General features: G+C 70.2%; 19 protein-coding genes. 13 read left to right on the plus strand and 6 right to left on the minus strand.

All coding sequences use genetic code 11. The features are described from left to right. Positions 1–104: 104 nt before the first annotated feature. Complete coding sequence (locus D1J51_RS12715; protein WP_119075751.1) at positions 105–977, plus strand: PPK2 family polyphosphate kinase; 873 nt, start codon at positions 105–107, stop codon at positions 975–977. 138 nt (positions 978–1,115) lie between these two features. Further along, positions 1,116–1,931 carry a suppressor of fused domain protein gene (locus tag D1J51_RS12720; RefSeq protein ID WP_119075753.1) on the plus strand — a complete coding sequence of 272 codons (816 nt, stop codon included), beginning with the start codon at positions 1,116–1,118 and terminating at the stop codon, positions 1,929–1,931. Between the two features lie 75 nt (positions 1,932–2,006). Here the strand turns inward: D1J51_RS12720 and D1J51_RS12725 are convergent, their stop codons facing one another. Beyond that, positions 2,007–3,341 carry an isochorismate synthase gene (locus tag D1J51_RS12725; protein ID WP_119075755.1) on the minus strand — a complete coding sequence of 445 codons (1,335 nt, stop codon included), beginning with the start codon at positions 3,339–3,341 and terminating at the stop codon, positions 2,007–2,009. A gap of 84 nt (positions 3,342–3,425) precedes the next feature. On the opposite strand from D1J51_RS12725, the gene D1J51_RS12730 reads away from it, so the two are divergent. Genes D1J51_RS12730 through D1J51_RS12740 form a run of 3 tightly spaced genes read left to right on the plus strand, consistent with a single transcriptional unit; the run spans position 3,426 to position 6,645 of the window. Continuing rightward, entirely contained in the window at positions 3,426–4,214 is a 789-nt protein-coding gene (locus tag D1J51_RS12730) for a class I SAM-dependent methyltransferase (protein ID WP_240423226.1), read from the plus strand. A 41-nt stretch (positions 4,215–4,255) separates the two neighbouring features. Then, positions 4,256–5,266, plus strand: coding sequence for a polyprenyl synthetase family protein (locus D1J51_RS12735; RefSeq protein ID WP_119075803.1), 1,011 nt, complete (start codon positions 4,256–4,258; stop codon positions 5,264–5,266). Positions 5,267–5,268: 2 nt separating this feature from the next. After that, complete coding sequence (locus tag D1J51_RS12740; RefSeq protein WP_119075756.1) at positions 5,269–6,645, plus strand: ferredoxin--NADP reductase domain-containing protein; 1,377 nt, start codon at positions 5,269–5,271, stop codon at positions 6,643–6,645. A 38-nt stretch (positions 6,646–6,683) separates the two neighbouring features. Here D1J51_RS12740 and D1J51_RS12745 read toward each other — a convergent pair whose 3' ends face one another. Next, positions 6,684–8,321, minus strand: a complete 1,638-nt coding sequence (locus D1J51_RS12745) for a PucR family transcriptional regulator (RefSeq protein WP_240423228.1) — start codon at positions 8,319–8,321, stop codon at positions 6,684–6,686. A gap of 167 nt (positions 8,322–8,488) precedes the next feature. On the opposite strand from D1J51_RS12745, the gene lysA reads away from it, so the two are divergent. The 4 genes from lysA to D1J51_RS12765 are packed head-to-tail and all read left to right on the plus strand — an operon-like array spanning position 8,489 to position 12,520. Further along, complete coding sequence (gene lysA / locus D1J51_RS12750; protein WP_119075805.1) at positions 8,489–9,760, plus strand: diaminopimelate decarboxylase; 1,272 nt, start codon at positions 8,489–8,491, stop codon at positions 9,758–9,760. Between the two features lie 47 nt (positions 9,761–9,807). Continuing rightward, positions 9,808–10,737, plus strand: coding sequence for a transporter substrate-binding domain-containing protein (locus tag D1J51_RS12755; protein ID WP_119075759.1), 930 nt, complete (start codon positions 9,808–9,810; stop codon positions 10,735–10,737). A 26-nt stretch (positions 10,738–10,763) separates the two neighbouring features. After that, a complete protein-coding gene (locus tag D1J51_RS12760; RefSeq protein ID WP_162903819.1) occupies positions 10,764–11,723 on the plus strand; it encodes an amino acid ABC transporter permease in 960 nt (319 codons plus the stop codon). Next, the gene (locus tag D1J51_RS12765) at positions 11,720–12,520 is read left to right on the plus strand and encodes an amino acid ABC transporter ATP-binding protein (protein ID WP_119075762.1); all 801 of its coding nucleotides are present in this window, start codon (positions 11,720–11,722) and stop codon (positions 12,518–12,520) included. Before D1J51_RS12760 ends, D1J51_RS12765 begins: the two co-directional genes overlap by 4 nt. Before the next feature lie 35 nt (positions 12,521–12,555). Here the strand turns inward: D1J51_RS12765 and D1J51_RS12770 are convergent, their stop codons facing one another. After that, a complete protein-coding gene (locus tag D1J51_RS12770; protein ID WP_119075764.1) occupies positions 12,556–13,389 on the minus strand; it encodes a Sir2 family NAD-dependent protein deacetylase in 834 nt (277 codons plus the stop codon). Between the two features lie 84 nt (positions 13,390–13,473). Between D1J51_RS12770 and pyrE the strand changes: the two genes are divergently transcribed. Next, the gene (gene pyrE, locus D1J51_RS12775) at positions 13,474–14,028 is read left to right on the plus strand and encodes an orotate phosphoribosyltransferase (protein ID WP_119075766.1); all 555 of its coding nucleotides are present in this window, start codon (positions 13,474–13,476) and stop codon (positions 14,026–14,028) included. A 12-nt stretch (positions 14,029–14,040) separates the two neighbouring features. Here the strand turns inward: pyrE and D1J51_RS12780 are convergent, their stop codons facing one another. From D1J51_RS12780 to D1J51_RS12790, 3 genes are all read right to left on the minus strand, one after another. Beyond that, entirely contained in the window at positions 14,041–14,706 is a 666-nt protein-coding gene (locus D1J51_RS12780) for a GntR family transcriptional regulator (RefSeq protein WP_119075767.1), read from the minus strand. A gap of 92 nt (positions 14,707–14,798) precedes the next feature. Further along, positions 14,799–16,544 (minus strand): thiamine pyrophosphate-binding protein, encoded by a 1,746-nt coding sequence (locus D1J51_RS12785; RefSeq protein WP_119075769.1) that lies wholly within the window; start codon positions 16,542–16,544, stop codon positions 14,799–14,801. Positions 16,545–16,574: 30 nt separating this feature from the next. Beyond that, positions 16,575–17,735, minus strand: a complete 1,161-nt coding sequence (locus D1J51_RS12790) for an NAD(P)/FAD-dependent oxidoreductase (RefSeq protein WP_162903820.1) — start codon at positions 17,733–17,735, stop codon at positions 16,575–16,577. Between the two features lie 116 nt (positions 17,736–17,851). On the opposite strand from D1J51_RS12790, the gene D1J51_RS12795 reads away from it, so the two are divergent. The 3 genes from D1J51_RS12795 to D1J51_RS12805 are packed head-to-tail and all read left to right on the plus strand — an operon-like array spanning position 17,852 to position 20,743. Then, on the plus strand, positions 17,852–18,763 hold the full coding sequence (locus D1J51_RS12795; protein WP_162903821.1) for a PfkB family carbohydrate kinase: 912 nt from the start codon (positions 17,852–17,854) through the stop codon (positions 18,761–18,763). Positions 18,764–18,788: 25 nt separating this feature from the next. Continuing rightward, on the plus strand, positions 18,789–19,559 hold the full coding sequence (locus tag D1J51_RS12800; RefSeq protein WP_119075772.1) for an ATP-binding cassette domain-containing protein: 771 nt from the start codon (positions 18,789–18,791) through the stop codon (positions 19,557–19,559). Then, entirely contained in the window at positions 19,556–20,743 is a 1,188-nt protein-coding gene (locus D1J51_RS12805; protein WP_119075774.1) for an ABC transporter permease, read from the plus strand. Before D1J51_RS12800 ends, D1J51_RS12805 begins: the two co-directional genes overlap by 4 nt. The last annotated feature ends 31 nt before the right edge of the window (positions 20,744–20,774 follow it).

Consider the following 20,774-nt stretch of genomic DNA (forward strand, 5'->3'; position numbering starts at 1 on the left):
CGAGGCGGGACCAGCCGATCCGCGAGCCGGCGCGCCGGGAGACGCCGCGGGCCTCGAGCCGGCTCGGGCCGTACAGTGGGAAGCACCCGAGCGGAGGAGACGGCGTGGCGCAAGAGTTCTGGACGGACGACGTGACGAAGCTGCTGCGCGCGGGCCCCGACTTCCTGCTGCGAGACGTGGATCCCGGGGCGAAACCGGGCACCGACGGTGAGAAGCGCGAGGGGGTCGCCGAGTTCGCGCGCGCCGCGCAGGAGCTGCGCGGGCTCCAGGAGAAGCTCTTCGCGCAGAGCCGGCTCGGCGCGAGGGACCGCCTGCTCGTGGTGCTGCAGGCCATGGACGCCGCGGGCAAGGGCGGGATCGTCAACCACGTGTTCGCTCAACTGGAGCCGTACGGTCTCGCCCTCACCGCTTTCAAACCGCCCACGGAGGAGGAGCGCGCCCACGACTTCCTGTGGCGCGTCGAGCCGCGGGTGCCGGGCCCCGGCCTCATCGGCCTCTTCGATCGCTCCCACTACGAGGACGTGCTGATCCAGCGGGTCCGCGGTCTCGCCCCGCCGGAGGAGATCGAGCGCCGCTACGGCGCGATCGTCGACTTCGAGCGCCGCATCTCCGACGACGGCGTGCGCATCGTGAAGATCATGCTGCACATCTCGCCCGAGGAGCAGGCCGAGCGCCTGCTCGCTCGACTCGACGATCCCGAGAAGTACTGGAAGTACAATCCCGGCGACGTCGGCGAGCGGCTGTACTGGGCCGCCTACATGGGGGCGTTCCAGACGGCCATCGAGCGCACGGCGGCCGAGCACGCGCCGTGGTACGTCGTTCCCGCCAACGCCAAGTGGTACGCGCGGGTCGCGGTGCAGCGCATCGTCATCGCGGAGCTGAAGCGCATGCGCCCCGAGTGGCCGGATCCCGATTTCGACGTCGCGGAGGAGCGCGCCAAGGTCGAACGCTCGCTCGGCCTGCGCTGGCCGGAGTGACGGCCCCGAGGGTCGCGCCGCATCTCGGACGTGGCCGGGGTGCGGCGGATCCGGGCCATCGCCGCGTCGGGGACGACGGCTGCGCGGGAGCCGATCGCGCACTTGTCGAGACGCGCGGCGAGCTGCGAGACTGGAACGGTGACTGAGAACCAGGCCTTTCCAGAGCACGTCTTCGATGCGCTGGGCGTCGAGCCGTCCGTGCAGTCCGAGCCGATCGGCGGCGCGATCCGCGTGGTCGAGAAGCGGCCGGCCGACGGCCCGATCACGGTGATGACGTCCGGAGCGTCGCGGCTGCCGACCGACTCCGGTGAGCGCGTCGAACTGGCCGTCGAGGTGCTGGAGGGCCAGCAGGGCGCGGCACGGATCGCGCTGGAGATCGTCTGCGATGACATGGCGTCGAACCGGCGGGTGCCCCCGGTGGGGACGCCGTGGCGCAACGGCGAGCCGTTCCTCAGCGGCACCCGGATCTCGGCGATCATGGTGACGCCGTCGCGCTGGGGCCCGTCCTTCGACGAGGTGCGATCTGTCGACGGGGAACTGCTCGGGCATGTGCGGACCCTTCGTCTGCTCACGGACGCGGAGGCGGCTTTCGCGTCGGCGAACGGCTGGGAGACGCTCGTCGAGGAGGCCGGATCCGTCGATGCGCTGCTGGATGTCACCCGGGACGACGCCGTCGCCGGCGGGGGCGCGGCGGGGAACGCGCCGGTCTTCCTGTCGAAGCTGCACGCCGAGCACCCGCCGCGCTGGGTGACCTTCACGGGCACGGATCTGCAGTCGGTCACCGGTCTGGAATCCGATGAGTACATGGACGACGCCGCCAATCACGAGGTGTGGTCGGTCGAGACGTTCGTCGCCCGTTTCCCGTGGGTCGCGGGTTTCGTGCGAGAGGCCCGGCCGGGGCAGACGGCGCTGTTCACCGACGCGTCCGGAACCTACGAGCTGGAGGACGACTGACCCGGGTCGCCGCGCGACTGCGAGGAGCCCAGGGTTCCCGCTCCCTCCGACGGCCGGAGCCGGAACCCGCCGCGGCTACTCCGCGAAGGCCTCGGTGATGGGGCGCAGCTTCGAGACGGTCTCGCCGAGTTCGTGCTCGGGATCCGAATCGGCCATGATCCCGCCGCCCGCGCTCGCCACCACGGAGCGCTCCCCGGTTTCGGGATCGGCCGCACCGACCTGCGCGCAGCGCAGCGCGATGACCCACTCGCCGTCGCCCGCGGCGTCGATCCAGCCCACGGCGCCCGCGTAGCGCCCGCGGTCGAAGGGCTCGAGCTCGGCGATGGCGTCGACGGCCGCCGCGGTGGGCGTGCCGGCGACCGCGGCCGTGGGATGCAGTGCCCCGACCAGCTCGAGGGAGGAGCTGCGCTCGCCCAGGCACGCGCCGAGGTCGGTGGCGAGGTGCCAGACGTTGGGCAGCCGCAGCGTGAAGGGTTCCTCGCTGGTGCGCAGCTCGCGCACGTGCGGGGAGAGCGCGGTGACGACGCTCTGCACGGCGAAGGCGTGCTCGTGCTGCTCCTTGGCGCTGGTCAGCAGCTCGTCGCGGGCCTGCGCGTCCCGGCCGGCGCTCTCGGGGTGGCGGCCGCGGGTGCCGGCGAGCACGCGGGCCGAGACCGCGCCGCCGGTCGAGCGGATGAGGGTCTCCGGGCTCGCCCCCAGCATGCCGTCGACCGCGAAGGTCCAGCAGTCGAGGTACCGCTCCGCGAGCCGTCGCAGGGGGACGCGCAGGTCGTCGTCGGCGGCGATCCCGCCCGACACCTGGCGCGCGAGCACGATCTTCTCCGCGTCGCCCTGCGAGATGCGGTGCATCGCCTGGCGCACGCCGCTGAGATAGGCGTCGACGGCGGCGGAGTCGGGCGCCGTCCGATCCACGGGTTCGCCGGCCCGGGATCCCGCGCGCGGCGCGGCGAACGCGGTGCCCGCCCATGAGCCGGGCGGCTGCGGAGCGGGGAGCTCGAGGGCGTCGGGGGACGGCGGCGGGTCGTCGGATGAGAGGACCGCGACCTCGGTGATCCACCACCGGTCGCGGTGCCGCGCGACGAGCGTGCGCGGCACGACGAGCACGCTCTCAGCCGCGCTGCGGTTCGCGAAGGTGAAGGACCCGAGCGCCACGAGGCCCGTGCCGGGCATGCGCACGGGGTCGTCGATCTCGGCGGCCGCCGCGATCTCGCGCCAGCGCTCGGCCGCCTCCGCGAAGCGCGCCGGACCGCTGAACGTCAGCCGCAGCGCCTCGCCCACACCCACGCAGGCGCGATCCCCCCGATACCAGAGCAGCGGGTGCCGTGGGTCGGCGAGCGAAAGGAGGTCGGGAGTCGCCGCAAGGGTTCGCGTGATCGCGCGCAGCCTGGGCACATCGCGATCGCTCGTCACCCTGCCAATCTACCCGTTCGGACTGAGCGCGCTGCGGGGAGGCGCCTCAGGCAGCGACGGAGCGGGACGGGATACGATGGCAGGGTGACCCGACCCGACACCGCGACCAAGCGCGCAGCAGACGTCTCCGCCATGTTCGACCAGGTCTCTCCTCGCTACGACCTGATCAACGACGTGCTCACCGCGGGCAACGACCGCCTGTGGCGCATCGCCACCACGCGCGCCGTCATGCCGCGCAGCGGAATGCGCATCCTCGATCTCGCCGCGGGTACGGGCACCTCGTCGGCCGCGCTCGCCGCGCACGGTGCGCAGGTGGTCGCCGCGGACTTCTCCGAGGGCATGCTCGAGGAGGGGCGCAGGCGCCACGCGGGCAACGACCTCGTCGAGTTCGTGCGTGCGGATGCGACCGCCCTTCCGTTCGAGGACGACGGCTTCGATGCGGCCACCATCTCGTACGGGCTGCGCAACATCGACGACCCCCGGAGGGCGCTCGCCGAGATGCGGCGCGTCGTGAAGCCGGGCGGGCTCGTGGTGATCGCCGAATTCTCGACGCCGCCGTCGGCGCTGGTGCGCGGGCCCTACGCGTTCTACGGCCGGCACGTGCTGCCCCGCATCGCGGGACTCATCAACCGCGAGGCCGCCGGCGCCTACCGCTACCTCACCGAGTCGATCGAGGCCTGGCCGGCCCAGGAGGAGCTCGCGGCGTGGCTGCGCGAGGCGGGCTTGGAGTGCGTCGCCTACCGCAACCTCACCTTCGGCATCGTGGCGCTGCACCGCGGCTTCGTGCCGCGCGAGCCGAAGCCCGCGGCGAAGAAGCCCGCCTCCGCGAAGAAGCCCGCCGCGGCGAAGCCGAGCGCTGGAGGACCTCGGTGAGCCGTCGGAGCGCCGAGGACACGGCGACGCAGGCGCTGCCCATGCGCCTGTTCCGCGGCGCGCAGGATCGCCGCCAGGCGAAGGAGCTGCAGGATCAGCTCGAACTGATCGAGTCCGGGCTCATGGAGCACCTCCGCTTCGCCTCGCCGGTCGCCGACGCGCCCGCCCGCTACCTGATGGACGCCGGCGGCAAGCGGATCCGGCCCATGCTGACGCTGCTCACGAGCGAGTTGGGCGACGGCCCGAACGAGCTGGTGCGCCGCGCAGCGCAGGCGGTCGAGATGACCCACCTCGCCTCGCTCTACCACGACGACGTGATGGACGACGCGAAGCTGCGCCGAGGCGTGCCCGCCGCTCAGACGGTGTGGTCGAACTCGGTCGCGATCCTGGCCGGCGACCTGCTCTTCGCGCGCGCCTCGTCGCTCGTCTCGGGCATGGGCGAGGAGGCGATCCTGCTGCAGGCCCGCACCTTCGAGCGTCTCTGCCTGGGCCAGCTGCACGAGACCGTCGGTCCGCAGGAGGGCGATGAGCCGATCGCGCACTACGTCCAGGTGCTCGCCGACAAGACGGGCGCGCTGATCGCCGCCGCTGCGCGCATGGGCGCGATGTTCGGGCGCGCCCCGTCCGAGTACGCGGATCCGGTGATGGAGTACGGCGAGCGCATCGGCGTCGCATTCCAGCTGATCGACGACGTGATCGACCTCTCTCCCAAGAAGGAGCAGACGGGCAAGCGGGCCGGCACCGACCTGCGTGCGGGCGTCGCCACGCTGCCGTATCTGCTGCTGCAGCGGCGGGCGGGTGCGAGCGCCTCGGACGCGGGGCTGCTGGCGCGCATCGACGCCGGTGCCGCGGCGATCGCCGACGGGGCGGATCCCGGCCTCCTCGACCCCGAGGTCGAGGCGCTGCGGGCGCACGAGGTGACCCGGGAGACCGAGACCACGGCCAAGCGCTGGGCCGAGGAGGCGAAGCAGTCGCTCGAACCGCTGCCCAAGTCGTCGGTGAAGCGCGCGCTCGAGCGCATGGCCGACTCCATCGTGAACCGGGAAGGATAGGAATGCGCAGCATGCGACTGGCGATCGTCGGAGCGGGCCCGGCGGGGATCTACGCGGCGGATCTGCTGCTGAAGGCCGAGCGCGACTTCGAGGTCGAGATCGATCTGTTCGAGCAGCTGCCGGCCCCGTACGGCCTGGTGCGCTACGGCGTCTCGCCGGATCACCCCCGCATCAAGGGCATCATCACAGCGCTGCGCGAGGTGCTCGACAGCGGCTCCATCCGCTACTTCGGCAACGTGCGCTACGGCCAGGACATCACGCTCGCCGACCTCAAGCGGCACTACCACGCGGTGATCTTCGCCACGGGCGCGATTCGCGACGCGTCCCTCGAGATCACCGGTATCGGTGCGGAGGGCTCCTACGGCGCGGCCGACTTCGTGAGCTGGTTCGACGGTCACCCCGACGTGCCCCGCACCTGGCCCCTCGAGGCGCGCGAGGTCGGGGTGATCGGCAACGGCAACGTGGCCCTCGACATCTCGCGCATGCTCATCAAGCACGCCGACGACCTGCTGCCTACCGAGATCCCGCGCAACGTCTACGAGGGGCTCAAGGCCAACCCCATCGAGGAGCTGCACCTCTTCGGCCGCCGCGGCCCGAAGTACGTGAAGTTCACGCCGCTCGAGCTGCGCGAACTGGGCGAGGTGCGCGATGTCGACATGGTGCTCGACGAGCGCGACTTCGACGTCGAAGACGCGTACGCCGACGAGGTGCTCGCCAAGAACAAGCAGATCACCGTCATCACCCGCATCATGGACAAGTGGCGCTCGGAACAGGTGGAGCGGGACGCTGGGCGCCTCGAGCCCTCCTCGCGCCGCCTGCGCCTGCACTTCTGGTCGAAGCCGGTCGAGGTGGTCGTCGAGCGCGGCCGCGTGGCGGGCCTCAAGGTCGAGCGCACAGCGCCAGACGGCGAGGGCGGCGTGGTCGACACGGGCGAGTTCGAGGTGATCCCGATGCAGTCGCTCTACCGCGCCGTCGGCTACTTCGGATCGCCGCTCGACGAGATCCCGTTCGACGACTCGAAGGGCGTGATCCCGAACATCCAGGGCCGCGTGCGCGATCTCGAGGGAGAGCGGATCCCGGGCGTGTACGCGACCGGCTGGATCAAGCGCGGGCCGGTCGGCCTCATCGGCCACACCAAGTCCGACGCAATGGAGACGCTCGAGTGCCTGCTCGAGGACCGCGAGACCTGGTGGCGCCCCGAGCGCCCGGAGGCCGAGGCGATCCCGGCGCTGCTGCACGAGCGCGAGGTGCCCTACACCACGATCGAGGGCTGGCGCCGCCTCGACGAGCACGAGCTCGCCCTGGGCGAGGGGGAGGGCCGCACCCGCATCAAGGTGGTGCCCCGCGACGAGATGACCCGGGTCTCCCGGGGCGAGTAGGGGCGGGCCCGGGCGCCCTTCCGCGACCGTCGCTCGGGTCAGGATCGAGACTCGGACCGAACCCGAGGTTCTGCGCCGGGCGACGATCCCGATCCGAGGGATGTGCGCCGCTCTCCGCTGCGCAGCTGCAGCCAGGCGACGAGCAGGCTGTCGGCATCGAGCAGCGAGACGCCGTAGTGCTCCTCCGCGCGCCTCAGGCGGTACCGCACGGTGTTCTCATGGACGCCGAGCCGGCGCGCGGTGCGCGCCACGTTGCCGAAGCAACCGCACCAGGCGGCCAGCGTCTCGGCCACGGCGACATCCTCGTGCGCCATCCGGGCGAGGGCGGGCGAACGCAGCACGGGCTCGTCGGCGAAGAGTGCGGCCGCCCGTTCGAACACGAGCGCTGGGCGGAGCGCCTCGACGGTGAACAATCGGTCCGCCCCTGCGGCCCGCCCGGTGTCGGCGCTCGTGATGTCGAAGAGGCGCTCGGAGAGCGCCCGCAGCGGTGCGACGTCGACCGGATGACGGGCGACGCCCGGCAGCGCCACGCGCACGCCCGGCCCGACGAGCCGGTCGACGACCGGCAGCAGCGGCTCGACGAGCTCGGTCGCCGACCGCGCGGTTTGCTGCTCGACGAGCGCATAGACAAGCCCGCTGCGCACCGCGGTGACGGTCTCGGGGCGGTGCAGCGCGAGGTGGCGGTGCACCGTCGACCGCAGTTGCGCCAGCACTGGAGACCGGCCGTCGTGCTCGAACGCGAACGCGAGGAGCGCGGCTCCGCGCTCCTCCGAGAGGCCGAGCTCGGCGAACTCCGAACCGACGATGTCGTGCCCGTCGAGCATCGTGCGCAAACGATCCTCGCGCGGCTGCTGCGTGGCCCGCCGCACGCGCAGGTCGTCGAGCATGGACGAGGCCGCGAGTGCTGCTGCGGCGCGCATCCGCGCGTCCTGCTCCGGCGTGAGCGGCCCGGTGCCCGAGGCGTCGATGGCCCAGATGCTGCCCAGCGGGAGCGTGCCCGCGTGGATCGCGAACGCCACGCGGGGCTCCTCGTCGTCGAGGCGGGGGTATTTGACGGGGGTCCTCGAGCGCAGCACGGTGCGGTACTGGTCGTCGTTGAAGGGAGAGTCCGGAACGCGCCGCGTGAGGATGCCCTGCGTGCGGAGCCGATCGATCACCTGGCCGGGCACGGAGGAGTAGGCGATGATCCTGCGCCCCAGGTCCTCGATCGCGACCGATCCACCGAAGAACTCCGCGAGTTCGTTGGCGAGCGCGAAGAGCGGCTCGGCGCCGCGGTCGCGGTGCGTGTCCTCGCTGTGGCGCTGCTCGCCGAGCAGCTGCGCGAGCATCGCGTCGAAGAGGTGCCAGCTCACCCGCTCGCCCACGCGGAGGAACGGGGTTCCGGTGTCCGCGGAGAGCGCGGCGAGGCGCTCGGCATCGCGTTCGCGGCACTTCACGGCGATCCCCGCGTAGTCGAGGGCCGCCGCCCGCTCGGCGAGCCGCGCGAGTCCGGCGTCCGGAGCGTGCACCGCGGAGGGCGCGAGCAGAAGAGTGCCCGGCTGCTCAGGGAGCTCCTCGAGCGCCTCGTGGAACTCCGTTGCCCGGACGACGGTCGAGGAGGGCGGTCCGAGCCGGGTCGCCGTCTGCGGGCCGAGCTCTTCGAGCAGTTCGTCGAGTGGCAGGCCGATGTCATCCAAACTTGGAGAAAACACTCGATCCATCTCTCAAAGATATACGAGAACCACAAGGCACGCGCGCTCGAAGGCGCATATGGTGGTGACGCACCGATTGAGGATGGAGGACCGCTTTGGCTCACGATCAGACGTTCGGACAACCCGCTCCGGAGGGCACCAGGCTCGGCGAGATGTGGGACTTCCTGCCCGAGGAGTCATCCCGCGTGAAGGGCCCGACCGGCGGCGAGCTCGCCATCGGCGGCGTCGGCGTCAGCGCCCTCGCCGAGCGGTACGGCACCCCGCTGCACGTCATGGACGAGGCGGGGCTGCGGCGGCAGATCCGCCGCTTCGTCGAGGGGCTGCGCGAGCGCTGGCCGAACTCCGAGGTGCTGTTCGCCTCCAAGTCGCTGCCCGCGGTCGGCATGTACCGCGTCGCGCAGGAGGAGGGGCTCTCGGTCGACATCGCGGGCGGCGGAGAGCTCAGGCTCGCGCTCGCCGCGGGGGTCGATCCCGACCGCCTGCACTTCCACGGCAACGCGAAGACCGACGCCGAGCTGCGCATGGCCCTCGACGCCGGGATCGGCACCATCATCGTCGACAACGAGGACGAGCTCGACCGCCTCGAGCGCATGCTCGAGCGGCCCCAGAGGCTGCTGCTGCGCGTCATCCCCGGCGTCGAGGCCGAGACGCACGCGTCGCAGGCCACGGGCGGCGAGAGGTCGAAGTTCGGGCTGCCCGTCGAGCAGGCGAAGCGCGCGATCGAGCGCATGCGGGCCCACCCGCTCATGGAGTTCGAGGGCGTGCACCTGCACATCGGCTCCCAGATCCTGAACACGCACCAGTTCGCGCAGGCGGTCGAGAACATCTCGTCCGTCGGCACCTTCCCGGTCTACGACGTGGGCGGCGGGCTGGGCGTTCAGTACACCTACGCCGAGGCGGCCCCGTCGGTGGAGGAGTACCTCGACGCGATCGTCGCCGCGGCCCGCGCGCACCTGCCCGCCGACGCCAAGCTCGTGATCGAGCCCGGTCGATCGGTCGTGGCGCGGGCCGGCGTGACCCTCTACCGGGTGGTCTCTGTGAAGCGCACGGGCGACGTCTTCGTGGCGGTCGACGGCGGCCTCGCCGATCAGATGGACATCGCGCTCACCGACCAGCGCTACGAGGCGCTGCTCGCCGACCGCATCGACGAGCCCTGGACCGAGAGCGTGCAGCTGGTCGGGCGGCAGTGCGAGTCGGGCGACCTGTTCATCGACGGCGCCCCGATGCCCGAGGCGCGGGTCGGCGACCTCGTCGTCATGCCGGCGACGGGGGCCTACGCCTACACGCTCTCGAACAACTACAACGGGGCGCTCAAGCCCGCGATCGTGTTCGTGAGGGACGGCGAGGCACGGCTCGTGACCCGGCGCGAGACCTACGACGACCTGCTCGCGACGCACCTCCCGGCGATCGAGGCCGCCGGCTGATCCGGCCTCACCGCCCCCGCCACATCCTCCAACGACGAAGGAGCACCATGAAGAAGACACCGCTCACTCTGCTGGCGTCCGCCGCCGCACTCGCCCTCTTGCTCACCGGATGCTCGGGCGGGAGCGGCGAGACCGGCTCGGGCGGCGAGACCGGCGGGGCGAACCTGCCGACCGGGGACGAGGTGGGCACCGCCGTCGACCCCGAGCTCACCAAGCTGCTGCCCGGGGACATCGTGGAGAAGGGCCGGATCGACATCGCGGTCGACATCCCCTATCCCCCAATGGCGATGTACGACGACGCCAACCGCGAGATCGGCTTCGACCCCGAGCTCGGGCGTCTGCTCGGCCAGAAGCTCGGCATCGACGTATCGCTCAACAAGCAGGCATTCGACTCGGTCATCCCGTCGCTGCAGGCCGGCAAGAACGACATCATCATGAGCGGCATGAACGATACGCCCGAGCGGCAGGCGACCCTGAGCTTCGTCAACTACACCTACGGTGGCTTCGCTATCGCGGTCAAGAAGGGCAACGAGGCCGGCGTCGAGTCGCAGCGTGATCTCTGCGGCCTGACAGTGTCGGTGCAGAAGGCCACCGTGCAGGGCGACTTGCTGCGCGCGATGGACTGCGGCGTGAACGTGATGGAGCTTCCATCGGATCTCGACGCCCAGACCGCGCTGCGGGCCGGCAAGAGCCAGGCCTACGTCGCCGATGCCGTCGTCACCGAGTACGTGGTCGCCACGACCGAGGACGGCAACGCCTTCGAGATCGTGCGCGATCCGGAGAATCCCGCCGGCTTCGAGCCCGTCTACAGCGGCATCGGGATACTCAAGGAGGAGACGGAGCTCATCGAGGCGATCCGGGCCGCGCTCCAGGCGCTCATCGACGAGGGCAGCTACCAGGCCGTGCTCGAGCGCAACAGCATCGGCGCCTACGCGGTCGAATCGGCCGAGGTGAACCAGGGGACGTCGGCCTCGTGAGCGGCGCAGGAAGCGGGGCGGCGCTCGTGAGTGCCCCCGCGTCGTCCGCGGACGACGATGTCGAGGCGATCCCGCTCCGACGCCCTTGGCGCTACATCAGCGCCGCGGTGGTGCTCGCCTTCGTCGTGTGGTTCGTGGTCGCCGTCGCCACCAACCCGAACCTCGACTTCGGCGCGGTGGGCGAGTTCCTCTTCGACGCGCGCATCCTCGAGGGCGTGTGGCTCACGATCCTCATCACCGTCATCTCGATGGTGGTGTCGACGCTGCTCGCTGTCGTCATCGCGGCGATGCGGCTCTCCCCGAATCCCGTGCTCATGAGCGTGGCCTGGTTCTACGTGTGGGCCTTCCGGGGCACCCCGGTTCTCGTGCAGATCGTGCTCTGGGGGTACCTCGGGCTGCTGTTCGACCAGATCCGGCTTGGTATCCCCCTCACCGACGTGGTGTTCTGGTCGATCGACACCAATACGCTCGTCACCCCCTTCATCGCGGGCTTGCTCGCGCTCACTCTCAACCAGGCCGCATACTCCTCGGAGATCGTGCGCGCCGGCATGATCTCGGTCGACGAGGGCCAGCGCGAGGCCGCCTACTCGCTGGGCATGTCGCCGCTCTACACCTTCCGGCGGGTGCTGCTGCCGCAAGCGATGCGGGTGATCATCCCGCCGATGGGCAACGAGCTCATCTCGATGCTGAAGAACACGTCGCTGCTCTCGGTGATCGCCGTGATGGAGCTGTACACGCAGGCGCAGGTGATCTCGTCCTCCAACCTCAAGCAGGTCGAGCTGCTCATCGTGGTGAGCCTCTGGTACCTCTTCATGACGAGCGTGCTGTCGGTGCCGCAGTATTACCTCGAGCGCCGCTTCGGCCGGGGCAGTTCGCGCAATCTGCCGCCCACGCCGTTCAAGCGGCTGCGCACAGCGCTCGAACTGCGCAGACCGGGCCAGCAGCCCGCACCGCCGACCAACGCCGTGGAGGTGATAGGAGTATGACCGCGACCGAGACCGCGGTGGCGGTGCCGCCGCAGAGCGAGGCGCTCGTCCAGATCCGCCGGGTACGCAAGAGCTTCGGCGCCCACCAGGTGCTGCGTGACATCTCGCTCGAGGTGCCCGCCGGATCCGTGACCGTGCTGCTCGGCCCCTCCGGCTCGGGCAAGTCGACGCTGCTGCGCTGCGTCAACCATCTCGAGACCATCGACGGCGGTCGCATCATCGTCGACGGCGAGCTCATCGGGTACCGGCAGGCCGGCCAGAAGACGCACGAGATGACGCCGCGGCAGATCGCGCGGCAGCGGCAGGACATCGGCATGGTGTTCCAGCGCTTCAACCTGTTCCCGCACATGACGGCGCTCGAGAACATCATGGAGGCCCCCGTGGGGGTCGCGCGGCGCGGCCGGGCGGCGGCGCGGGCGCGGGCGCTCGAGTTGCTCGATCGCGTCGGGCTCGCCGACTTCGCCAAGCACTACCCGGCGCAGCTGTCGGGCGGCCAGCAGCAGCGCGTCGCCATCGCGCGCGCACTCGCGATGGACCCCAAGCTGATGCTCTTCGACGAGCCCACGTCGGCGCTCGATCCCGAGCTCGTCGGCGACGTGCTCGACGTGATGCGCGAGCTCGCCCGTGACGGCATGACGATGATCGTGGTCACGCACGAGATCGGCTTCGCCCGGGGCGTCGCGGACCAGGTCGTCTTCATGGACGGCGGCGTGGTGGTCGAAGCGGGTCCGCCCGCGGATGTGCTCGACGCTCCGCAGCGCCAGCGCACGCGCAACTTTCTCGACAGCGTGCAGTAGCGGGATCCCGCTCGCCGGCGGCGGCGCCCCGGGACTCACCCGAGCGCTTCGACGAGCGCGGTGAGCGTCTCGGTGGCGCCGCCCTCGATGCGCAGGCGAACTGAGCCGCGGGCGTCGACCGCGGTGGGCCCGCGGTTGATCACCGCGAGCGGGATGCCGATCCGCTCCGCGCGGTGCACGAGCCGCATGCCCGTGTTGACGGCGAGCGAGGTACCGGTGAGCAGCAGCGCGCTCGCCTCGCGCACGAGCGACTCGCCGGCCTCGAAGACCGCTGGAGGCACCGTCTCGCCGAAGTAGACGACGTCGGGCCGGAGGATGCCCCCGCAGACGGGGCAGGCCGGCACGGTCACGCCGCCGGTCGAGCGCACCCGCGCGTCGCCGTCCGGCGCGATCTCCGCGTTAGCGTTGCGCGCCGCGAACCCGGGGTTGAGGTCGTCGAAGCGGTCGAGCACCTCCTCGCGACTCCAGCGGTGGCCGCAGGTGACGCAGCGGATCACGCTCCCGTTGCCGTGCAGCTCGACGACGGTGCGGGATCCGCTCCGCCGGTGGAGGTCGTCGACGTTCTGCGTAATCACGCCCTCGATGCGGGAGGCCTCCTCCAGCGCGGCGAGGGCCCGGTGGCCCGCATTCGGCGCCACTCCCGTCGAGCGCAGGAAGCCGATCCTCGCGCCCGCCCAGAAGCGTCGGCGGTAGGCCTCGTCGTGCATGAACTGCGAGATGTTCATGGGCGTGCGCGGCGGGGTGCCCGCGCCGCGGTAGTCGGGGATGCCGGAGTCGGTGCTGATCCCCGCTCCCGTGAGCACCGCGACGGGTCCGTTCCCGAAGAGGACGGCGAGCGCCTCGATCCGATCCGCCTGCACTGCTTCCATGGTCTCCACGGTACTCCCGCGCGCCGGTCCCAGCGCAGCCCGGGCAGGCGCGGGCCCAGCGCCGCCGCCGGTAGGATCGACATCATGACCGACGCTCGAACCGCCCTCATCGACCTCATCACGAGCGAGGCCGTCTTCCACGGCGACTTCACCCTGACCAGCGGCAAGAAGGCGACGTACTACATCGACCTGCGCAAGCTGAGCCTCGACCACCGCGCCGCTCCGCTCATCGGGCAGGTGATGCTCGACCTCATCGACGACCTCGACGGCGTGGTCGCGGTCGGCGGGCTCACCATGGGGGCAGACCCGATCGCCTCGGCGATCATGCACCAGGGCGTAGCGCGCGACAGGGTCTACGACTCGTTCGTGGTGCGCAAGGAGCCGAAGGACCACGGCCGCGGCCGCCAGGTCGAGGGGCCCGATCTCGAGGGCAAGCGCGTCGTCGTGGTCGAGGACACGTCGACCACGGGCGGCTCGCCGCTCAAGGCGATCGAGGCGCTCAAGAAGGTGGGCGCCGAGATCGCGGCGGTGGCCGTGGTGGTGGACCGTCAGGCGCCGGCGAAGGAGCGCATCGAGGCCGAGGGCTACGAGTACCGCTACGCCATCGGCCTCGACGACCTCGGGCTGCAGCCGCAGTAGGTGCTCACACGCTCAACCGCGCAGCTGGAGGCGAGGCGCGGCGGGTACCGTCTTCTCGATCAGCAGGCCGAGCGAGTACTCGACGTGCTCCCGGGCCAGCTTGCCCGCCAGCTCGACGTCTCCCGACGCGATGGCCTTGCCGAGCGCGGCGTGCTGGGCTGCGGAGCGTTCGAGATCGGCGGAGCTGTAGAGCATCGCGACCTGAGCGTCGAAGTGCACGAGCATGTGCTGATTCAGGGCGCTCTCGAGCCGCCGGTTGTGCGCGCTGCGCAGGATCTGCGCGTGGAACTGCTCGTTGATCGTGGCGCGGGTCCGCGGGTCGGTCTGATCCTGCTCACCGAGTTCGAGGATGACTCGTCGCTCCTCCGGGGTCGCCTCGACGGCTGCGAGCCGGGCCCCGTAGCTCTCCAGAGCCGCGCGGACCTGATAGATCTCCACCAGTTCCTCCGGGGTGTGATCCTTCACCACCCAGCGTCGTCGCCTCGACTCGATGAGACCCTCGGCGTTCAGTCGCTGCATGCTGTCCCGCACCGGGGTGCGCGAGACTCCGAGGCGCGTGGCTATCTCATCCTCGATCAGGGCGTTCCCCGCCTTGAGGATGCCGTGGGTGATCTCGTAGCGGAGGATGCGATGCACCTCGTCGGCTCTCGTGCCCCCGCTACGGTCTGAATCCTCCATGTGCAAGAACGTCTCCTCCCTCGTCAGTTGAGACGAATAGCAGCACCCTATGCGCTGCGTACACGATTCACCGAACTCGTCCTAGTCCGAGATCAGTAGATCGGGCGCGTGCTATCCCCGTCGATGGCCTTCACCCACGCCGGTACCGGAGGCGTGTGCTCGATCATATGCGGGACGATGACGTCCACGTAAGTCGGTGCCGGATCCGCCGCGAACTCCCTCACCACCCGCTCGAGCTCGGCGAGGGAGTGGACTCTGACGCCTCGCATCCCCGAGGCCTCCGCGATGGGAACGGGATCGATGGTGCCGGGATCCACCCCGAAGTACCGTCCCTCGTAGTAGAGGTGCTGGAGCATCTTGATCCAGCCGAAACTGTGGTTGGTGAACTGGATGAACAGCACCGGCAGTTCGAAGCGGGCGGCGGTCTCGAGCTCTCCGCAGGACATCGCGAAGCTGCCGTCGGCGGTGACCGACACGATGGGCGAGCCCGGCACGGAGAAGGCGAGGCCGATCGCCGCCGGGATCGCGTAGCCCATGGGTCCGTGCCCGCGCGGAATGATGACCCGACGGCCCGGCGCTGCGACGGGCCAGTAGTTCGCCACGTTCGGAGTCGGGGTGCCGGGATCCGCCACGATCGGAGTGCCCTCGGGGAGCAGCGATGCGACGAGTTCGACGACGTCGGAGGGGATGAGCTCTCCGTCTCGGACGCCCGCGCCTCCGGGAGGGGTGCGGGGGTCGAAGCGATCCTCGCGGGCGGCCTCGACTCGTGCAAGCCGGATTCGGTTCTGCTCCGCTCCGATGGGTTTCAGCGCCCGGTCGATGCCCTCGAGCGCTCGCTTCGCGTCGCCGACGATCTGCAGCGCGTCGGGATAGTTCGCGGCTGCCCGCGCGGGGTCGACGTCGATCCTGATGATCCTGCACGCACCCCGGGCGGGGGTGGTGAATCCGTTCGTGTCGGTGGCGTTGGCTCGGGTTCCGACGAGCAGTGCGACATCGGCCTCGCCGAGCACCTCGTTCGCACCCGGCTGGCCGCCGTTGTTGCCGACGAGTCCGAGGCTCAGCGGGTGTCCGTCCTCGATCGCGCCGCGCCCGTGGATGGTCGTCGCGATGCCGGCGCCGATCTTGCCTGCTACGGAGGCGAGCGCGGCGTAGGCCTCGGATGAGTGCACGCCCGAACCGGCTATGACGGCGGGGCGGGTCGCGCCCTGGAGCAGCTCGACGGCTTCGGCGATGCGGAGGGGGTCCGGAGCGATGGGGCTCCGGGGATCGGGGGTGCGCGCTGCGAACTGCTCGACGTGCTCATCGAGCACGTCCTCCGGCACGATGATCGCGACCGGCCCCGGATGGCCCGAGACCGCCTCGTGGAAGGCATCGGCGACGATCCTGGGGACGTCGTCGGCGTCTTCGACGACGTAGCTCTTCTTCGTGACCGCTGAGAACAGCTTCACCTGGTCGATCTCGGTCAGGGCCCCGGTGCCGCGGCTCGCGCGGTGGATGTCGGAGGTGATGAGCACCAGAGGCACGCCTGACGCGAACGCCTCGCCCATGCCGCCGACGGCGTAGGTCGTACCGCCACCCGAGGACACCTCGACGACGCCGGGGCGCCCGGTGACGCGCCCGTACGCATCGGCCATCGCCACCGCGTGGCGCTCATCGCGGGCGAGCACGTGGCGCAGGCGGTCCGTGCGCCAGTAGAGCGCATCGTAGAAGGCCACGCCGGTGTCGCCCGGCACGCCGAAGACGGTGCCGACTCCGGCTGCGATGAGCGATTCGGCGAGTGCGTCGGCTCCGGTGCGGACGGCGGTCCGTGGGGCGTCGGGAAGCGGGGCGTCTGTCATGTCGAGTCCTTGTCTGTGGGTGCGGGGAGGTTAGAAGCGGATGCCCTCGTGCAGGGAGACCTGCTCGGCGAAACGCTCGGGGCGCAGCGGCCCGAGGTCGGTGTCGCTGCGCCCCTCGAGCAGCAGTTCCGAGAGGATGCGGCCGATCGCGGGTGCCTGCATGAAGCCGTGCCCGGAGAAACCGGTCGCCACCCACACGCCCGCGACCCCGGTCGGACCGACGATCGCGTGGTCGTCCGGCGTCATCTCGCGGAGACCGGCCCAGCCCCGCGAAGGGGCGATGCCCGCGTACTTCGGGAAACGGCGGGCTATCGCGCTGAGCAGGGAGGGGATGCGCTCCGGGTCGAGGGCGGGCCGCTGCGACTCGGGCACCTCGCGATCGTTCCCGCCGATGAGCACTCGCCTGCTGCTCTTCGGGTGCACGTAGGCCCCGGTGCCGAGATCGACCGTGAGCGGAGTGCCGAGATCGACGTCCTCGGAGAGGATCTCGAAGGCCTGGCGCGAACGCGGCGAGACCGGAATGTCGAGGCCGAGCATGCGGCCGAGTCCGCGACTCCAGACCCCTGCGGCGATGATGACGGTGTCCGCATCGAACGACCCCGCCGAGGTCGAGACCCCGACCACCCGGCCGCTCGGGCTTCTGCGGAAGTCGAGGACGCGCACGCCCTCGTGGATCTGCACCCGGCTCCTTCGGAGCGCCGCTTCCCACGCGGCCACCGCCTCCTGGGTGATGGCCGAGCCGTCCTGAGGGGAGTAGCTGCCCCCGAGGACGCCGTCGAGCTCGACGTCCGGCGCCACGTCCGCGATGCGATCGGGGGCGATGATCTCGCACTCGACGCCGAGCGTGCGCTGGAGCGCCGCGGACTTCTCGAGCGAGGCGAGCCGTTCTTCGGAGTCGGCGAGGAAGAGATAGCCGTGCTGACGGAACTCGAAGGGCATTCCCGTGCGTTCTCCGAGCGTGAGGAACTCGGGGATCGAATCCCGCACGAGACGCACATTGATCTCCGAGGTGAACTGCTGCCGGATCCCTCCGGTGCCCGCGGACGAGGTGCCCGATCCGATCTCCGCCTGCTCGAGCACCGCGACCTCTTCGTGGCCGGCATCGAGCAGGTGATGCGCGATCGAGAGACCGATCGCGCCGCCGCCGACGATGAGGATGCGGCCGCCTGCTGGGGATGGGGTCTCGGTCACCGTGCCTCCGAAAAGTAGTTGACGCATGCGTTTTCGTATGCGAATCTATACACAGATTGACACACAAACCGGATGGAAGCAACAGCCGCCATCTCGAGTCGGGTGCCGAAGAAGCGATGAGGCTCACCCAGATCGGAGACCAGATGTACCCAGTGGATGTGGGGCAGGAGGGTCGGGACGACTTCGTCGTCGCCTGCGTCGGAGACACCTGCATCGACGTGAGCCTCGCAGTCGGCCTCGCCGCCATCGGCGGCAACGCGCTGAACGTCGCGGCGAATCTCGAGCTGGCGGGCGTGCGCACCTCTTTCGTCGGGCGAGTGGGGGATGACGAGGACGGGCGACGGATCCTCGACTCGATGCGGGCACGTGGATCGGCCACGGACCTCGCGATCATCACCGCGGATCGCACCTGCCGGGCCTATCTCGAGACCGATGAGACCGGCCACACCTGGGTGTCGGAGGTCGAGGGCGTCGGGACTCCGGTCGTACTGCCGGACTCCACCCTCGACGCGCTCACCGGCTTCGCGCACGTCTTCGCGAAGGGGCTCGTCGACTGCTCCTCCGCCATCGCGAGGCTTCGCGACGCCGGGGTCCGGACGAGTTACGACTACTCCTTCTTCGACGACGACCTCGGCGAGTACGCAGCAGACCTCACCTTCTACTCGGCGGGCGAGGGCAACGCGGATCGCGGTCGCCGCTTCGCCGCGCGCGCGATCGAGCGCGGGGCGCGCATCGCGATCGCGACCCTCGGTGCGGACGGCTGCATCGCCCTCACCAGCGAGGGCGATGAGTACCGGATCGCACCCGAGCCGGTGCGGGTCGTCGACTCCATCGGCGCTGGAGACGCGTTCACCGCCGGATTCATCGCCGCCGCTGCACGGGGAGCGACGCTCGAGGAGTCCTTGCACGCGGCCGCGGCGCGAGGTGCGGAGGCCTGCCTGCTCCCACTGGCCTTCGAGCAGGAGACATGGCCGGTGGACGTCGGAGACCGCCCGCTCGGCATCAAGACCAAGACCAAGACGAACTGACCGATTCCGATCAAAGGAGAGACGATTGGCTGTATTGGAAGCCCGCGGCATACGCAAGTCGTACGGGTCGGTGAACGCGATCCGGCACGCCGATTTCGAGTTGCGCGAAGGAGAGGTGCACGCGCTCATCGGCGACAACGGTGCCGGCAAGTCCACTCTCATTAAGATCCTGTCCGGCACGGTGGTGCCCGACGCCGGCACGCTCATGCTCGGCGATGAACCGGTCGTGCTCGGAACCCCGCAACGCGCGCGGGAGTACGGGATCGAGACGGTGTACCAGGACCTCGCGCTCGCCGACACGCTCAGCGCCGCGAAGAACATCTGCCTCGGTCGCGAGGTCATGCGCGGGGGGCTGCTCGGCAAGCTCCTCCGCATGTACGACGACCGGGCGATGCGCCGCATCGCCGTGCAGAACCTCGAGGAACTCGGCGTCCGCCTGCCGTCACCCGACGCCGCTGTCGGCGGATTCTCCGGCGGGCAGCGCCAGGCCGTCGCCATCGCCCGTGCCGCCGTGTGGGGCAGCCGCCTCCTTATCATGGACGAGCCGACCGCAGCGCTCGGAGTCGTGCAGACCAACGCCGTGCTGGATCTCATCCACCGGACGAAAGAGCAGAAGAACCTTCCCGTGATCCTCATCTCGCACAACATGCGCGACGTGATGCGCATCGCGGATCGGGTCACGGTGCTCTATCTCGGCCGCACGGTGCTCACGATCGACGTGAAGGACGCGACGAGCGACCTGCTTGTCGACGCGATGACCGGCAAGCTCAATCCGCTCGGAAAGGACATCCAGTGACCACGAACGTCGTCATCGTTCCGCTTTCGCGCGGTGAGCGCCTCAAGCAGACGCTCACTCAGAACGCCCAGCTCCGCACCGCGGGCATCCTGCTCATCCTCGTGATCGCCTTCGCGCTCACGACGCCGTCGGGCAGCTTCCTGAGCTGGGGCAACTTCTCGGACATGGCCCTGAACACGACGGTGATCATGCTCCTCGCGATGGGCCAGATGTTCATCGTCATCGGCGGTGGTCTCGACCTCTCGATCGGCTCGGTGGTGATCTTCTGCTCCGTCGTCGCGGCGAACAGCTTCCGCTTCTTCGCCGGGTCCGAAGATGAGGGGTATCCCACCCTGCTCTTCGCCGTGATCATCACGATCCCGATCACCATCGCCGTCGGCGCTCTCTGGGGAACGCTCAACGGCTGGCTCATCGCCTACTTCAAGATCCCCTCCTTCATCGTCACGCTCGGCACCCTGACGGTCATCCTCGGTCTCGCGCAGGTGTGGACCGGCGGCACCAACCAGACCGGTGTGCCGCGCGCCATCCAGGCGGGCTTCGCGGGGACGAAGGCGTTCGGGATACTGCCGTGGCCGGTGGTCGTCACCGCCCTCGTCGTCGCGATCTTCTGGTTCATCCTCGCGAACACCCGCTACGGGCTTCGCACCTACGCGTTCGGCTCGAACGCCGAGTCCCTGCGGCGCGCGGGTGTGAACACGAAGCGCCACGAGATGTCGCTGTACATCCTCATGGGCGCCCTCGGCGGCACCGCCGCGCTGCTCGATGTGGCCCGTTTCGGAACGGTCTCGCTCACCTCTCACACGACGGCCAATCTGCAGTCGATCGCCGCCGTGATCATCGGAGGCACGAGCCTCTACGGCGGAGCGGGCAAGATGCTCGGAACCATCATCGGCGCGTTCATCCCGGCCGTGCTGAAGAACGGCTTCATCATCCTCGGAGTCAGTCCGTTCTGGCAGAACGTGGCGGTGGGCGGCGTGCTCATCCTCGCCGTGTACCTGGATCGCCTGACCCAGATCCAGCGCGGAAGGAACCGCGCGGCGGGCATCATCGGCTCCGTCAAGCGCCTGCGGAGGGGCCAGTCCGAAGATCCCCCTGCCCGAGACGACGGCGGGGACGGCGACGCCGGTTCCTCACCCCCGACCGCGGCCCGCGGTTCTGGCAACCTCCCGGGCGGATTCGGGTGAAGTCCTCGCCCCGCCCGTCTCCGACCACCGA

The sequence above is a fragment of the Leucobacter sp. wl10 genome (assembly GCF_003569785.1).
Lineage (GTDB): Bacteria > Actinomycetota > Actinomycetes > Actinomycetales > Microbacteriaceae > Leucobacter.

Coding starts and splice junctions, on each gene's coding strand:
- D1J51_RS12735 (WP_119075803.1), top strand. CDS start 4,256: ATGCGCCTGTTCCGCGGCGCGCAGGATCGCCGCCAGGCGAAGGAGCTG.
- D1J51_RS12740 (WP_119075756.1), top strand. CDS start 5,269: ATGCGCAGCATGCGACTGGCGATCGTCGGAGCGGGCCCGGCGGGGATC.
- lysA (WP_119075805.1), top strand. CDS start 8,489: ATGTGGGACTTCCTGCCCGAGGAGTCATCCCGCGTGAAGGGCCCGACC.
- D1J51_RS12755 (WP_119075759.1), top strand. CDS start 9,808: ATGAAGAAGACACCGCTCACTCTGCTGGCGTCCGCCGCCGCACTCGCC.
- D1J51_RS12765 (WP_119075762.1), top strand. CDS start 11,720: ATGACCGCGACCGAGACCGCGGTGGCGGTGCCGCCGCAGAGCGAGGCG.
- D1J51_RS12770 (WP_119075764.1), bottom strand. CDS start 13,389: ATGGAAGCAGTGCAGGCGGATCGGATCGAGGCGCTCGCCGTCCTCTTC.
- pyrE (WP_119075766.1), top strand. CDS start 13,474: ATGACCGACGCTCGAACCGCCCTCATCGACCTCATCACGAGCGAGGCC.
- D1J51_RS12780 (WP_119075767.1), bottom strand. CDS start 14,706: ATGGAGGATTCAGACCGTAGCGGGGGCACGAGAGCCGACGAGGTGCAT.
- D1J51_RS12785 (WP_119075769.1), bottom strand. CDS start 16,544: ATGACAGACGCCCCGCTTCCCGACGCCCCACGGACCGCCGTCCGCACC.
- D1J51_RS12795 (WP_162903821.1), top strand. CDS start 17,852: ATGAGGCTCACCCAGATCGGAGACCAGATGTACCCAGTGGATGTGGGG.